Genomic DNA, 14,802 nt, shown 5'->3' with positions numbered 1-14,802 from the left:
TCTCTGAAAATGCGAAAAGCCTGCTTTTGAATGCAGGCTTTTCGTTACGCCTGGAGCTTTTCGATATCTAGGAAGGCATCAGCCAGTGCCGTTCAGTGCTCCACCCGAGAAAAACCTTACAACCCTCGCGCTCTTGGTGAACCGAAGTCAACCGACACCCAGATACCGCCATGCGCAACCCGACCATGGCGGGAAGAAATCGCCCCTGAAATGCGTCGGATTGAGCCGCGAAATGCACTTCAATGTTTCCAAGCGCACTCTCCAATCGAGATTGATCCAGCATCGACAGATAAAACATCATGTGGCGCCATGCATACGCTGTGTTTTTCAACATGACCAGACGTGCTTGGTAGAACTTGATCTGCATCTGCTGCCGACTGCAGATCCACTTGAAACATGCCTCGGCCATTGAGCCCAAACGATCATTTAACAGCGTCTTCAGGTCCAGATCATCAAACAGGATCGCCAGGTTTTGCGTGGTCAATATCTGTTGCTGTTCGATGATCGTGCCGTTGTTCGCTGGACTCCATCTACCGATATCGGCATTCGCCCGCCGTGCGCACAAACCAGCCAGCACACCACTGTTGCTTCGTGAGTTTCGCTGTTTGGGTAATGCAGCCAACTGATCCATGTCGATATCGTAATAACGTTCGTAAAGTGATCCGGCCATCAGCCGGACTGAACGCTTGGCAGCCTTCACGAACTTGCCGGAGAAAGCGCCCATGAAAATGTCAGCCGCGATCTCCTCTACGAAGGGAAGATCCAGCTTGGCCGATTCGGCAAGCGAGGAAAATTCCTGAAGCAACTTGTTGGGCAGAATGGCCTGAGGAAATGCAACAAGGGTCAACGCGGACGCCTCGACCAAAGCCTGTCTGGCACCTTCAATCGCAAGAGCGCCAGCCTCGTACTCGGTCTTCAGGGCTTTCACCCAAGGCAAATCATCGACTCTCACCTGACGCTGCATGTTCAGCAACAATAGAGAGCGTCGACGCCTGAAAGCACGATAGGTAGCGACAGACAGTGCCCGCAGCGCTACGTCTCGATATCCGGCGCTACAGATTTGCGCCGTCATCGCCGGCAGCACCTTCGCCACTGTATCTGCGGATGTAATGACCCCATGTTCAATCAACTCTGCAACCGTTCCCCTTCTGCAACGTTCGAGGCGTCGACGAATCGAAGGAGGAATGGTCTCCCCCTCCATAAATGAATAAACCTTCGCCTCTTCGTTGGTGATGGGCGTCAGCAACGGCGCGAAATCAGAGATGCCTTCCGAGACTGGATATCTCGCAAGTCGCACGGAAGCAGCCTTGGCAATCAGATGGTGTGCCGAAGCTGATACGTGATGACGCTGCTGTGCGCGCTTGCTGGAATGATCTTCGGACTTAGGGTGTCCATGCTTGGCTACAAAGTCATCGACGATTCTGCGAATTCGCCCAACCTGGCGCCCCGTTAGCGATGCAGGATCGATAGAGCATTGCTTGAGCAATGCCAGCAACTCCGTCACTCGATCACTGGAATTATCCGTACGACGGGGATCAGCCTCAGTGGCGTTATCAAACTCTTTACCAAGCACCGAAGCACGCTCGAACCACCCTTCAGGGTAATGCCGGCAAGGCCAACCATCGTTGTACGTCAGCAGGAATAGCGAGACCGCCGCGTCGTAGAGAGGCAACCTGCGTTCAACAACATGCTTTTGAACGGCAAGACGAGGCTGGGGTGAGAGAACGGACAGGCGCAGACTGATTTGGCCAGCATTGAAAACTTCAACTTCAGCCATCGAGAGCGGGCGCTCATTGGCTGCTACGGGAAAAAAACGCACTCGTTCGAAGAAAGGCGCGATCTGCTCGATCAACGTTCTCGCTTCTTCGACGCGTTGTTGCCCCAGAAACCAGGCCACTGTCAGCAACGCAGCCTCTTCCGGTACATCGATCCGATAGTCTTCGTTCGTCAATCGCTCTTGCAGCGTTCTGACGCCTTCGTCTGAAAGATGCCACCTATTCAAATCGAGCCGTTCGTAACCCGCTCGAATGCCAGGAATCGATGACGCCAACAGGCGCTCATGAGCGGTCAACTCGCCACCGGCCAGAAGGTTGCCCGTTGCAAAGCCGCCGGTGGCCACTTCCAGCGTGATCCATTCTGGCAGGTCGGCAAACGGCGTCCGCGAGCCATACAGTGCACGGCCATGCATCAGGTTTTCGAGAACCTTTTGCCAGCGTTCGATCCTGGCAATTGCTTTCGGACTGGCGTCGTTGTCGCGTGCAGTAAGCGCGCGAGACACTTGAAAGTGCGCATAACCGGCGTTTATTTCGCCGAGCGCACCCGATTCACCCTCAGGCCTGAACATACTTCCTTGTGACCTACTATGTAGTGGGTCCGGGGGCTGGATTCGAACCAGCGCCCACCCGGTTAGGAGCCGAGTGTTCTACCGCTGAACTACCCCGGAACAGAGCGCGCATTGTCGATGAGTCGCGAAAGTATGTGAAGCTCGGATTCAGGGATTTTGTTGCGACAAATCTCTGATCGTTAAGCCTTCATCACTCAATGCAGCTCTTATCCAAACGCTACGCGCACAAAATCAATAAAACTCCTTAACTTCGGCGTCAGCCTCGGATCCGGCGCATACAACAGATTCATCGGCGAAACCGGCACCTTGTACTGCGGCAGCAGACTCACCAGCGTCCCGCTTCGCAGCGAATCCTTGACCAGTTCCAGCGGCAACATCACCACCCCCAGCCCCGCCACTGCTCCGGACAGCAACGGATCGCCCTGATTAATCGTCAATCGGCTTTTAATCGGTACGTCGATACAGCCTTCCGGGCCTTCGAATCGCAGGTGTGAGCGGCCGTCCGAATAGGCGAATGCCAGGCATTCATGTTCCTGGAGATCCCAAGGCGTGGTGATGGGTGGGCGGCGTGCGAGGTAGGACGGCGCTGCGCACAGCACCATTTGATAGGGCATCAGCGGCAGTGCCTTCAGGCCACAGTCGGCGAGTTCGCCGATGCGGAACACCGCGTCGTATCCGCCGTCCACCAGGTCGACCAGTTCGTTCGATAGCGTCAGGTCCACCGACACTTGCGGATAGCGAACCATGTACTCCAGCAGCTTCGGCGACAGCGAACTGACGCCGAACGTGACGGGCGCATTGATCCGCAACCGACCGCTGGGCACGCCCCGGGTCACGGCGGCCATTTCTTCGGCGGCATCCATATCGGCCAGAATCAGCTTCGCCCGCTGATAGAACGTGCGGCCGAAATCCGTGAGGCTCTGCTTGCGAGTGGTGCGGTTGAGCAGCGAAACGCCCAGATGCTGCTCGAGCATTTTAACTTGCTTGCCGACCATTTGCGGGGACAGGTTGAGTTCGTCCGCCACCGCGCTGAAGGAACCCAGCTCCACCGCTTTGACGAAGGTGGCCATGAGTGTGAGGCGATCCATTGGAAACTCGTTGTTTCTAGTGTTGCGCCATCTTAGGCCTTTATCCGCAGCAGGCCAAAGCCTAAATTGGCGTCCATGGCACCGGACAACGCCGGTGCAATTTCATCGATAACCGAGGAAGTACACATGGCACGCATTGTCAGGATTCATGAATACGGTGACGCGAGCGTCCTGAAACTGGAAAACGTCGACGTCCCGGCGCCCGCTGCGGACGAAGTGCAGATCGAGGTCAAAGCCTTTGGCCTGAATCGCGCCGAAGTGATGTTCCGCAACCACGCCTATCTGCAGGAAGCGGAGTTTCCCAGTCGTCTCGGCTACGAAGCTGCCGGCGTGGTGGTCGCAGTTGGCGCCAACGCCAGCGAGTTCAAGATCGGTGATGCCGTCAGCCTGATTCCGCCGCTGGACATCGCGCGCTGGGGCACTTACGGCGAGCTGGCCAACGTGCCCGCCCACCTCACCGTCAAGCACCCGCAGAACCTGTCGTTTGAACAAGCGGCAGCATCCTGGATGCAATACGTCACCGCGTGGGGTGCGCTGGTCGAACAGGCCAAATTGCAAAAGGACGATTTCGTGATCGTCACCGCCGCCTCCAGCAGCGTCGGCCTGGCAGCTTTCCAAATCGCCAAAATGGTCGGTGCCACCTCGATTGCCGTCACCCGCACCCGTGCCAAGAAACAGGCCTTGCTCGACGCCGGCGCCGCGCATGTGATCGTCAGCGATGAAGAAGACATGGTTGCAGCCGTCATGGCGCTGACCGACGGCAAAGGCGCGCGGGTGGTGTTCGATCCGGTGGGCGGCCCGTCGTTCGAACCGCTGACCCAAAGCATGGCGCGCGGCGGCATCCTGCTGGAGTACGGCGCCCTGAGCCCGGAACCGACGCCGTTCCCGCTGTTCACCGTGCTCGGCAAATGCCTGACGCTCAAGGGTTACCTCTATACGGAGATCGTCTCCGATCCGGCCATCCTGGCACGCGCCAAAACGTTCATCGGCGACGGGCTGGCATCGGGTGCGCTGAACCCGATCATTGCCAGGACATTCGCCCTGGATGACATTCAGGAGGCGCATCGCTTTCTTGAGGCCAATCAGCAGGTCGGGAAGATTGTCGTCACGGTTTGAGGTGATGAATCCCCTGCTCTTCTGTTTGCGGTAGAAACGACGAAAGCCTGCTTTTTCCAAAGCAGGCTTTCGTCTATTAGAAAGCATTAGTTTTTGGTTGGCTGCGAGCTTGCGTAGCCGTTCATCAGACTGTGGCAGTTCGGAATGCGCCGGCTGGAAAATCTGCGGAACCGGCGTCATGCTATGCTCAAAGCAAGTGAACAAGGGCTTTAAAAATGACTAAACCAGCCACTGACAGTGTCGCAACCGAGGTTCGTCGGCTTGCCAAGGCGCATCATGTTACCGCAGACCGTGACAGCATGAGCTGCATGGCGGTTACCATCACTCGTCTGGCAGGAGATGTAGTTGAGCTGGACGGCGTTGAGCAGTTGCTCGTCAATCTCAAAAAGAAAGGTGTGCTGAACAAATCCGAAATCATGTCGTTTCAAGGACGCTACCTTGAGGAAAAAAGGCGTTCGAAAAAGAAGCTTAGTGCATGATATTTGACCCTTTCGGCGATTTCGAAACAGCGGGCTATCTTCAAAACTCGCTCAAGCTCAAAGACCCCACTGAAGTAAAAGAATCCGAGCATCTCGCCTTCGAAGCGAGTATCGAAGACGCTCTGGCCTATCTGGCCAAGAAAAAAACCATCGATTTCAAATCCGTTCTTAAGACACATGAAATCCTGTTCTCAGGTTTTTATCCCTGGGCGGGAAAAGACAGGAACGAACTGGTACCCCACCTCGCTGTTTTCAAGGGATCGAAAGAAGATCCTCACCACACCGTCTTTGAACGTCCCGACCTCATTAAAAGGTCCGTCGAGTACGCTCTTGAACTTGCAGCAAACAAGAAACGCTTCAGAGATCGTCCAGGGGAAGTGATGGGGCAGCTCGCCTCTGCTCACCCGTTTCTGGATGGCAATGGCCGCACAATACTGCTTGTGTACATGGAACTGTGCTATCGGACGAGATTTGCCATCGATTGGTCAAAAACCAACAAGGACGAATATCTCCGCGCACTCAGCAATGAAATTCAAGATCCATTCAAAGGGCATCTCGACACCTACCTGTTACCTTTCGTCACCGACATCTCCAGCCGTGACGAATGGCCGGAAATGATCGGCGGCATAAAAGGATTGGATGGTCTGGACAAGGAAGGCATTACGTATGGGAGCCTTGACGACCCAGAGGTTCAGCAGCTCTATAAAACCTATAGAGCTCAGCCAATCGAATGACGGACGCGCCCGGAATAACGCGATAAAAAAGAAAGCCTGTTTTTTTCAAAGCAGGCTTTCGTCTATCCGGCATCCGGTTATTTCTGATGCGCCGTCAGTGCGGCATAGCCGTTCATCAAGTTGCGGTAGTTCGGGATGCGCTGGGACAGCAGGTTGCCCAGGCCTTCGATGTCGTTGCGCCAGTCGCGGTGCAGTTCGCAGGCCACCGAGAACCAGTTCATCATCTGTGCGCCGGCCTGGGTCATGCGATTCCACGCGGCTTGTTGCACGGTGGTGTTGAAGGTGCCGGAAGCGTCGGTCACCACGAACACGTCAAACCCTTCCGCCAGCGCCGACAGGGTCGGGAACGCTACGCACACGTCGGTCACGACGCCGGCAATGATGATCTGCTTGCGGCCGGTGGCCTTGATCGCCTTGACGAAGTCTTCGTTGTCCCAGGCGTTGATCTGGCCTGGGCGGGCGATGTATGGCGCGTCCGGGAACATTTCCTTGAGTTCCGGCACCAGCGGGCCGTTCGGGCCTTGTTCGAAACTGGTGGTGAGGATGGTCGGCAATTCGAAGAACTTGGCCAGATCGGCCAGCGCCAGTACGTTGTTCTTGAACTCGTTTGGCGAGAAGTCCTGAACCAGAGAAATCAGACCGGTCTGGTGGTCGACCAGCAGAACTACGGCGTCGTCTTTGTTCAGGCGGTTGTAGGTTGGAGTGCTCATGTGTGAATCCCTTTTTAGTTGTGGAAGTGCGTTTGCGTTCAAGATGGGCACAGATTACTGACTCGCCTTAAAGCGATAAATCGTCTGAAAAGCGTTTCACCGTCAACCCAAAGCGGACAATCAACTCAAACTGCCAGCCAGTTCACACAGCCAGCCCGACCTTCGCGCCTATCCTTGTCATAATGCTCACCCGCTCAGAACGACCTCCAGGGAAATGTTGATGCCCGGACGCAACACGCAAGCGCCCACTCCCGATCAAGCACCGCGCGCACCCCGCCAAGGCGTGAACGCCGGCTCGACCTTTCGGCTGACCGTCAGTTTCATGCTGATGGTGGTTGTGGCCTTTCTGGCGGTCGAGAGCTGGCGGACGTGGCGCGACTATCGTTCGGTCTTTGCTTCCGCGCGCGATTCGGTGACCAACCTCGCCCGCGCCACGGCGCAACACGCCGAGGACACCATTCGCCAGGTCGATGTGTTGACTGCCGGGCTGGCCGAGCGTGTCGAAGGCGATGGGCTGCAGAACCTCGATGTGGCGCGGATTCACAAACTGCTCATTCAGCAATCGAAAATCATGCCGCAGCTGCACGGCCTGTTCATCTACGGCCCGGACGGCCATTGGATCGTGACCGACAAGGAGGTCACGCCCGAGACGGCCAACAACGCCGACCGCGATTATTTCCAGTACCACCGCACCCATGAAGACCGAGGCGTGCGCATCGGTCAGGTGGTGGAAAGCCGTTCCACCCATGACCTGATCATTCCGATCTCACGGCGTTTGAATAACCCGGACGGCTCGTTCGCCGGCGTGTTGCTGGGGACGGTCAAGGTCAGTTATTTCGTCGACTATTACGGTGACTTCCGCATCGATGACAAAGGCGCGCTGGTGCTGGCAATGCGCGACGGCACGATCCTTGTGCGCCGGCCGTTCATTGCCTCGGTGGTCGGCAAAAGCCTGGCGAACAGCGAGATCTTCAAGACCTACCTGCCCAACGCCAACCAGGGCATTGTCCAGATCAGGGCGGTGGTCGACGACACCGAACGCCTTTACGGCTATCGCGCCCTGACTACCTACCCGCTGGTGGTCGAGGCCGGTTTGTCCCGTGACTCCATCATTACGCCGTGGCGCCAGGATCTGCTGAAAAACGGTTTCGTGCTGGTGTTCCTGATTCTGGTGCTGGCCTGTTTCGGGCTCATCGTGCTGAGCCAGTTGCGTCAGCGGATGGCAATGGAGCGGGAGATCCGTTCCGCGCACAAAACGATGCGCGACATGGCGCTGACCGACAGCCTCACCGGCCTGGGCAACCGCCGACGCCTGGACGCGGCGCTGACGGATGAGATTCGTCTGGCACGCCGTCAGGGTTCGCCGCTGTCGTTGATCATGCTCGATGTCGACTACTTCAAGCGCTACAACGACCAATACGGCCACGCTGCCGGCGATGATTGCCTGATCGCGGTCGGCGACGGTATCCGCAAAGCGGTCAAGCGGCCCTCGGATCTGGCCGTGCGCTACGGCGGCGAGGAATTCACCGTGCTGCTGCCCAACACCGACAGCGCCGGGGCGATTCAGGTGGCTGAAGACATTCTGCAGACCATTCGTTCGCTGGAGATTGAACATGCCGCGCACCCGCTGGGGTATGTCACCGCGAGTGCCGGGATCACCACCCGCTATCCGGTAGACGAGACGGTGACCCCGGCCAGTTTGCTCAAGTCAGCCGATACCTGTTTGTATCAGGCCAAACAACAAGGCCGGAATCGCTGGTGTTCGGCGCAGGCTTCCCGGCAAATCCAGCCGATTGCGGCAATGCCGCGCATGGATCGCTGAGTGCAATGACCACCAGCCAACTCCACGCTTCACGATTTATTTACCGAATCAACCTTGGAATCAGCCCACACTCCCTCATATCAAGGAACATCTGCGACCCATTCGAGAGGAAGGACATGCCATGACCACTCAAACCGAAACTGCGATTCTCGCCGGCGGCTGCTTCTGGGGCATGCAGGATCTGTTGCGCCGCTACCCCGGCGTGCTGCAGACGCGGGTCGGTTACACCGGCGGCGATGTGCCGAACGCCACCTACCGCAATCATGGCAACCACGCCGAGGCCATCGAAATCGTCTTTGACCCCACCGTGATCAGCTACCGGCAGATCCTCGAGTTCTTCTTCCAGATCCACGACCCCAGCACCCCCAACCGCCAAGGCAACGACCTCGGTCCGAGTTATCGTTCGGCGATCTATTACCTGAACGAGCAGCAACGCGATATCGCCGAAGACACTGCGGCCGATGTCGACGCATCGGGCCTGTGGCCAGGTCGTGTGGTCACCGAAATCGAACCGGCGGGACCGTTCTGGGAGGCGGAACCGGAGCATCAGGATTACCTCGAGCGCATTCCGAATGGCTACACCTGCCACTTCATTCGCCCGAACTGGAAGCTGCCGAAACGCGGTTGAGGTGCAGCGGGGTCGGTGCGCAACGCGTTGTTTGTCGCGTTGTGCCTGATCCCTTTCTTCCTCGTACCTGAGGTACGAGCATCAACAATCCCTCAGTTTGTTCTAGCCATTGGAAATGGCGCTCCCTTCATATTTCCTTATGAGCAAGACCCTATGACCTCGAAGCTGACCGTCGCAAAACTTTTAGGCCCTTGGTCAGGAGATGCCCCGACAGGGCTCACGCAGCGCTGCAGAGAGGCCTGGGATACACCCATCGAGCAGTTGAGTGATCTGATGGTCGCGACTTTTCTGAATCAGGATGTTGCTTTCGAGCACATGCTCATTGAGGCGAAACGGCGCATAGTCGCAGATGAACGTGATGACACCGAATATTTTGATGGGCAGCTTTTGGAAGCAATGAAACGAGTGCCAAAACAGTAGAGAAACAACCAAGACTGTAGGGCGTGTAGGCCTCAGTGACGAGTGCGCTGATGCACTCGACATCCTGAGATTGAGCGCGGCGGTTGGTCTGCGTTTTGGAGCTCCGGTCGTATGTCAGGCATGCCGGCGATAGTCCCACAGTTCACGCCTGCGACACACCTAGGCCTTGCCCGCCGCAACCGCCGCCCTCGCCTGCCCATGCTGCCGTGTGGTCACCAGCCCGATAAAGGAAATCGCCAGCGCCAGCCCAATGGTCGACGTCACTTCCAGACGATGCTCGGGCGTCACCATCATCACCGCGAGCGCGGCGCAGATGAACGCAATCACCAGCCAGGTCAGCCATGGAAACAGCCACATGCGAAACGTTAGTTCTATGTTCTGCCGGCGCAACATCCGGCGCATGCGCAATTGCGAAACCGCGATCACCAGATACACCAGCAACGCAATCGCGCCGGAGCTGGCGAGTAGAAACTGGAACAACCCGGCCGGCATGAAATAGCTGAACAGCGTCACCCCGGCACCGATCACGGTGCTGGCGATCACCGCCGCCCTCGGCACGCCCGCAGCAGAGGTCACTTTCAGCGGTTTCGGAGCATCGCCGCGACGGCCCAGCGAGAACAGCATCCGCGAGGAAATGTAGATCGAGGAATTCATGCAACTGGCCACCGCGATCAGCACGACCACATCGACCAGGAATTTGGCGTTGGGAATGTTCATCAGCTCCAGAGCCCGCTGATATGAGCCGACGGACGCCAGCAGTGGATCGTTCCAGGGCACCACGGAAATCACCACGAAAATCGACAGCAGATAAAACACGCCGATGCGCCAGATTACCGAGCGCGTCGCCTTGGCGATGTTCTGCGCCGGGTTGCTCGATTCGGCGGCCGCGATGGTCACCGCTTCGGTCCCGATAAAACTGAACATGATCGTGATGAAGGCCCCGACAACCGCCGACAAGCCATTGGGCGCAAAACCGCCGTGCTCTTCCATCAACCGGCTCAACCCGCTGGCCTCACGCTCCGGAATCCAGCCCATCAACACCGCAAAACCCAGACCGATGAACCCGATGATCGCCACCACCTTGGCCATCGCGAACCAGAACTCGAACTCGCCGTACTTGGACACGCTGAACAGGTTGGTCACCACCAGCAAAATGATCGACAGCAACGCGAACAACCACGCATCGACCTGAGGAAACCACTGATTCAACACATGCCCGGCGGCCAACGCTTCAATCGGAATCACCAGCACCCAGAACCACCAATACAACCAACCGATGGTGAACCCCGCCCAGCGACCGATGGCCTGATCGGCATAGGTGGAAAACGATCCCGTGTCCGGGTGGGCCACGGCCATTTCACCGAGCATGCGCATGACCAGCACGACCAGCAGACCGGAGAAGAGATAAGCGAGCAAGACGGCCGGGCCAGCGGCGGCAATGGCGTGGCCGGAGCCGACAAACAGCCCCGCACCGATGATGCCGGCAATGGAAAGCATGGTGACATGACGCGGCTTGAAGCCCTGCGCCAACTGACCGTTCGAGTCCTTCGAGTTCAAGCTATTCATTGTTTTTGTTGTTCTCTGGTGATCGACGTTTGGGCGTACTGACGACGTGTCAGGCGATCATCATTTCTTCCTGTTGCCCTGCTCCAGAGCGGCGCACCTCAAGCGCTGCAGCGTTACAACGCGGTCGGACAACGACGCAGGGCGATGAAATGATGCGTCACCTTACGTGCCCGGCGTTGATCGCAAATAGCCTGGGAGCGGCATGGGGGCGTCTGATTTCGACATGGTGAATGGCATTCGGGCCCGTTCGAGATCGCCTTCACAGAATAAAAAGGGGGGGCTGATTTATTCAGGAAAAATAAATCAGTCCCCCATTTTTGGCCGGTGTCAGCCCTTGGTCAGATCAACCAACGGCGTTTGCCGCACCTCGGTCTCCCGCCCGCCCTGAATGTCGCTCACCTGCTTCAAGGCCTTGTCCACCGCCGCCTTATCCGCCAACAAGCTGTAGCTGATGCGGAACTGTTTGTGTTCCTTCGGCCCGATGGTGGGTACCAGGTTCAGGGGCCGCTGATAACGGCGGTTGTAGGAAAAACTCGTCCCCGGCTCCAGCCCGGTGACATAACCCTGACCTTGGGTATCGGTGTTCTTCCACAGAGAAAACACCGGCAATGTCTGCGTATTGAAGCCAACCGAAACACCCAGGCTGCCGGCCTTGTTATGCAACACGGTCAACGTATCGCCCTTGGCATCGGCATAGGGCACGACGTTGTAAACCGTTTCGTCGTAGTCCTTGGTCGGTGCGCGGTAGGTTTGCCATTCAGCCAAATCGCCCTTGGCTTTGTCGTTGAACGGCGAAACCTGTTTCACCGGCGCGGCGAAACGAGCGCCCTGCTCCAGGAACGGGGTGCTGAAGTTGCTGTGGTACAGCGCCTGATATTCCTTCGGATAGTCACCGTTGTTGGTCAGGGTGTCGTTAAGGGCGAACACTACGCTGCCGGGCTCGGTGACCAGTTCAGTGGCGACGGAGAAGTCGACTTTCTTGAACGCCTGCTCTTTCAGTTCACCGCGCAGGGTGATGGCGTACGGTGGCGTTTCATCGATGTGCAGGGTGACTTTGTTTGCAGGAATGTTGGCGGCCCGGCCGTGCAGGGTCAGCAGTTCGCCGTTGTCGACGCCGGGATGGCCGACCCATTCGTATCCGCAGCGGGTCACCAGCTCATTGAAACCCTCCAGCCAGCCCAGACCACCGCGGCCATTGAGCTCGATGAAGGACGGATTGACCACCTCCTTGACCGGCGAATCCCAGCCCATGCGCACATTGCCGACCGAGGCCTGCAAGACGTTCATTCCCCGCGTCGGCACCACCGAGAGTTTCATCGTGCCGTTATCGATGTCGACAATGCTGACGCCCTCCTGCCGACCACCATGCAAGGTGCGCAGGCTGACGCTGAAGGGTTTGTCGGTTTTCACGCCGAGTTGCTGGCTGGTGATCTGCCAGTTCTGAGCGGCCTTGTCGGTGTCGAGCAGAACGTAATCCCAGGCCATGGCGTGGGAAGCAGCGGACAGTGCGCTGAGGGCAACAACGAGTTTGAGCGGGGTCATGGGAGCAGCCTTTCTTGGAGTTGTGCCGTTTTTATAAACCTGCTGAAACGTTTCATCAAGCTTAAAAAGCGACGCGGCGCTGGTAGGGGCCGAGAAAGAATGGGTACGGACAGCAAAATTGAAATCGATGTGATCGCGTTATTCCGTAGGCTGGAGTCCGCTTGTATTCAGGAGCGGCATGGACGTCTGATTCGACATGGCGAGAGCGATGTGTTTAAGCGTTTTATGAATGGTGTTTAGAAACGCCCGGCATTACTTCACCACGGCTACAGCGTCTTGCGTCATTGCCTACGACTACGCCAGAATCCGCCGGCTTGTGCGTCTGGGGTGCGGGTTTTATCGTTTCCGGGTCACTGAAAAACAGTGATCGGGTTTGGTAGCCCGGATTACCTGTCGCATCGCAACACCAGATTGCAGGGACTCTTTCGTCCTCGTTTTATGGTGGCCATGCGTAGGGCGTCTTCGGACGCGCCGGGTATCCAGGTGACCGGTCTACCAACCTCCGTATGGCCACCACCCTCGTTTGGTAGCGAGGCTGATGGCTCCACTTTCTCACCCTGGAGTTACATCTATGTTCAAGCCAACACCGAACCCACCGGAAACCGATCCGGTTTCTCCCTACAAATTCCCCGATTCCCGAACGCTCAACGAAGCGGCCGAACGCGCGCTCGATCACTACCTCACACCGCAGCAACGGATCATGGGTAGCCACCACAAACACGACCCCATGTACCTGGCCAATCCGGCCTATAACACCGAATCCCTCTTGGCCAACGCCAGCGAATCATTGGGCTCTGCGAGTGAAATGCTTAATAACTTTGCTGCCACGCTGGAACCGGCTCATCGCAAGACTGCGATCGGGATTGCGCAGTTGGTGATGTTGAGTGAGTTGGCGGTGAATCAGGCGCTGGATCATGTTGAGGTTAAGAACTAAACCCCTGCCCTCTATAGCGTCCGGATAGTACGCATCGACAGAGGGAATGAGCGTTGCCAATAGCTGCCATGGTAAATGGCAGCTATTGGCGAAAAAGAGACAGTGGACATTACCCACGCCAAGGCGCTAGCGTCAGCCCCTTCAATGTGAGGGCTACAACATGGACGCTATTGCCGACTACTCAAACGAACACCATCGCCGTTGCGTTGTGGAACTCTGGGAAACCGTTTTCGGCTACGAAACCGCGCACAACACTCCCAGCCTCGCCATCGACAAAAAACTGGCCGCAGCGGATGGCCTTTTCTTTGTTGCCCTGTCAGGAAATGAAGTTGTTGGCACCGTTCTCGCCGGATACGACGGCCATCGTGGATGGTTGTACTCGGTGGCGGTGCACCCGTCGCACCGCAGAAAAGGCATAGGGATGAGCCTGGTCCGTCATGCAGAGGGGGCTCTGACGGCGCGAGGCTGCATGAAAATCAATCTGCAGATCGTCAGCTCAAATGAAAGTGTCAAAGCCTTTTATGAATCGCTGGGCTACTCGACCGAACCTCGCATCAGCATGGGGAAGAAGATCGAGTCGAATATAGTGGTGCCTGAAGATAAGTCCTATCGGTAAACGCCCGGTCAAGTCGCCTTGACTTAAGTTCCGGGAGAGAATGGCGCTGACGCAGGCGTGAGCAGTGGCCATTTTTCTCGTCCCCAATTTTTGCTCTAGCCGTTAGCGTCATCACACCCCATAAGGACATGCCCTTGCGAAGATTGCGCCTCAGTAACAAAAAACTCCGAAACATCCCCCGCCATCTCCGTGCATTGGAATACTGGGCCTCGACTTTCAGTGGCGAGTTCCATCCTCGCTTCGATGAGCACGAGCGCTACTCAAACTGGAAAATCCCGGTAATCAATACCCTCGTTCAAGGTCCGCAGGCACGTATTGAGGTGCAGGCCTTCTGTGTTCAGCAATTGCTCGAAGCAGCAGCCCACCTTTCCCGCGCGGCGGATCGCAGCCAAGGCTACTACCGCGTCGCCTGCTTATTGACCTGGCCCTGGTTACACCAGAGTGAAGTGACTGTGTTCTATGACCGTGAGTACTACTTGAGTTTTCTGGGGCAGCAGAACTCGCTGGCTCCGATACTCTTGAGCGACAAGCTTGCCTTGGATGTGCCCGAGCAATTCATTGAGCATGGGCATGATGTAACCCAGGACGATGATGAAGTCGAAGTTCAGTGGTGGTGTATCGGGGAGCGTGCTTGATCAAAGGCTAGAGCTAACAAAAGGGCCTGTTTTATTCCAGACAAATAAATCAGTCCCGAATGGCACTTACTTAGTAGCTAACCGATTGAGCTGAAAGCAAAAAATGAAGAAGGGCTGGCCTTGGTCTACGGTGATAGTTGCGAACACACACCAGAAAACCAAGGACAC

Annotated in this window: 14 protein-coding genes and 1 tRNA gene; 9 read left to right on the top strand and 6 right to left on the bottom strand. The window is 56.9% G+C overall.

Annotated features, from left to right (window positions below):
* Positions 1-67 precede the first annotated feature (67 nt).
* The 3 genes from QLG12_RS06605 to QLG12_RS06595 all read right to left on the bottom strand — a co-directional run bounded on the left by QLG12_RS06605 (position 68) and on the right by QLG12_RS06595 (position 3,432).
* Positions 68-2,344: a hypothetical protein gene (locus QLG12_RS06605; RefSeq protein ID WP_282474171.1), complete on the bottom strand. Its 2,277-nt coding sequence runs from the start codon at positions 2,342-2,344 to the stop codon at positions 68-70.
* Between the two features lie 24 nt (positions 2,345-2,368).
* Positions 2,369-2,443 (bottom strand) — tRNA-Arg (locus QLG12_RS06600).
* 107 nt (positions 2,444-2,550) lie between these two features.
* Positions 2,551-3,432, bottom strand: a complete 882-nt coding sequence (locus QLG12_RS06595; RefSeq protein ID WP_085604866.1) for a LysR family transcriptional regulator — start codon at positions 3,430-3,432, stop codon at positions 2,551-2,553.
* 126 nt (positions 3,433-3,558) lie between these two features.
* Here QLG12_RS06595 and QLG12_RS06590 point away from each other — a divergent pair, with 126 nt between their 5' ends.
* From QLG12_RS06590 to QLG12_RS06580, 3 genes are all read left to right on the top strand, one after another.
* On the top strand, positions 3,559-4,548 hold the full coding sequence (locus tag QLG12_RS06590) for a zinc-dependent alcohol dehydrogenase family protein (RefSeq protein ID WP_282474170.1): 990 nt from the start codon (positions 3,559-3,561) through the stop codon (positions 4,546-4,548).
* 215 nt (positions 4,549-4,763) lie between these two features.
* Positions 4,764-5,027, top strand: a complete 264-nt coding sequence (locus QLG12_RS06585; protein ID WP_236194742.1) for a hypothetical protein — start codon at positions 4,764-4,766, stop codon at positions 5,025-5,027.
* A complete protein-coding gene (locus QLG12_RS06580; protein WP_282474169.1) occupies positions 5,024-5,761 on the top strand; it encodes a Fic family protein in 738 nt (245 codons plus the stop codon). Before QLG12_RS06585 ends, QLG12_RS06580 begins: the two co-directional genes overlap by 4 nt.
* Positions 5,762-5,838: 77 nt before the next feature.
* Here QLG12_RS06580 and ycaC read toward each other — a convergent pair whose 3' ends face one another.
* On the bottom strand, positions 5,839-6,471 hold the full coding sequence (ycaC, locus tag QLG12_RS06575; RefSeq protein ID WP_007958138.1) for an isochorismate family cysteine hydrolase YcaC: 633 nt from the start codon (positions 6,469-6,471) through the stop codon (positions 5,839-5,841).
* A 220-nt stretch (positions 6,472-6,691) separates the two neighbouring features.
* On the opposite strand from ycaC, the gene QLG12_RS06570 reads away from it, so the two are divergent.
* The 3 genes from QLG12_RS06570 to QLG12_RS06560 all read left to right on the top strand — a co-directional run bounded on the left by QLG12_RS06570 (position 6,692) and on the right by QLG12_RS06560 (position 9,341).
* Positions 6,692-8,293, top strand: a complete 1,602-nt coding sequence (locus QLG12_RS06570; RefSeq protein ID WP_197870714.1) for a sensor domain-containing diguanylate cyclase — start codon at positions 6,692-6,694, stop codon at positions 8,291-8,293.
* 121 nt (positions 8,294-8,414) lie between these two features.
* Complete coding sequence (msrA, locus tag QLG12_RS06565; RefSeq protein ID WP_064381985.1) at positions 8,415-8,921, top strand: peptide-methionine (S)-S-oxide reductase MsrA; 507 nt, start codon at positions 8,415-8,417, stop codon at positions 8,919-8,921.
* A gap of 15 nt (positions 8,922-8,936) precedes the next feature.
* Positions 8,937-9,341: a hypothetical protein gene (locus QLG12_RS06560; protein ID WP_197870718.1), complete on the top strand. Its 405-nt coding sequence runs from the start codon at positions 8,937-8,939 to the stop codon at positions 9,339-9,341.
* Positions 9,342-9,500: 159 nt separating this feature from the next.
* On the opposite strand, the gene gabP is transcribed toward QLG12_RS06560, so the two are convergent.
* Together gabP and QLG12_RS06550 are read right to left on the bottom strand one after the other, a co-directional pair.
* A complete protein-coding gene (gene gabP / locus QLG12_RS06555; RefSeq protein WP_282474168.1) occupies positions 9,501-10,907 on the bottom strand; it encodes a GABA permease in 1,407 nt (468 codons plus the stop codon).
* A gap of 327 nt (positions 10,908-11,234) precedes the next feature.
* Positions 11,235-12,449, bottom strand: coding sequence for an aldose 1-epimerase family protein (locus QLG12_RS06550; RefSeq protein WP_007958156.1), 1,215 nt, complete (start codon positions 12,447-12,449; stop codon positions 11,235-11,237).
* Positions 12,450-13,020: 571 nt separating this feature from the next.
* On the opposite strand from QLG12_RS06550, the gene QLG12_RS06545 reads away from it, so the two are divergent.
* From QLG12_RS06545 to QLG12_RS06535, 3 genes are all read left to right on the top strand, one after another.
* On the top strand, positions 13,021-13,383 hold the full coding sequence (locus QLG12_RS06545) for a hypothetical protein (RefSeq protein WP_282474167.1): 363 nt from the start codon (positions 13,021-13,023) through the stop codon (positions 13,381-13,383).
* 160 nt (positions 13,384-13,543) lie between these two features.
* Positions 13,544-13,999, top strand: a complete 456-nt coding sequence (locus tag QLG12_RS06540; protein ID WP_282474166.1) for a GNAT family acetyltransferase — start codon at positions 13,544-13,546, stop codon at positions 13,997-13,999.
* A gap of 134 nt (positions 14,000-14,133) precedes the next feature.
* Positions 14,134-14,634 carry a DUF3916 domain-containing protein gene (locus QLG12_RS06535; protein ID WP_282474165.1) on the top strand — a complete coding sequence of 167 codons (501 nt, stop codon included), beginning with the start codon at positions 14,134-14,136 and terminating at the stop codon, positions 14,632-14,634.
* Positions 14,635-14,802: the final 168 nt, after the last annotated feature.

Origin of the sequence: Pseudomonas sp. V88_4, from assembly GCF_029967985.1 — a bacterium.
GTDB lineage: Bacteria > Pseudomonadota > Gammaproteobacteria > Pseudomonadales > Pseudomonadaceae > Aquipseudomonas > Aquipseudomonas glycinae.
The sequence above is the reverse complement of the archived record's forward strand: the minus strand, read 5'-3'. Positions and strand labels throughout refer to the sequence as shown.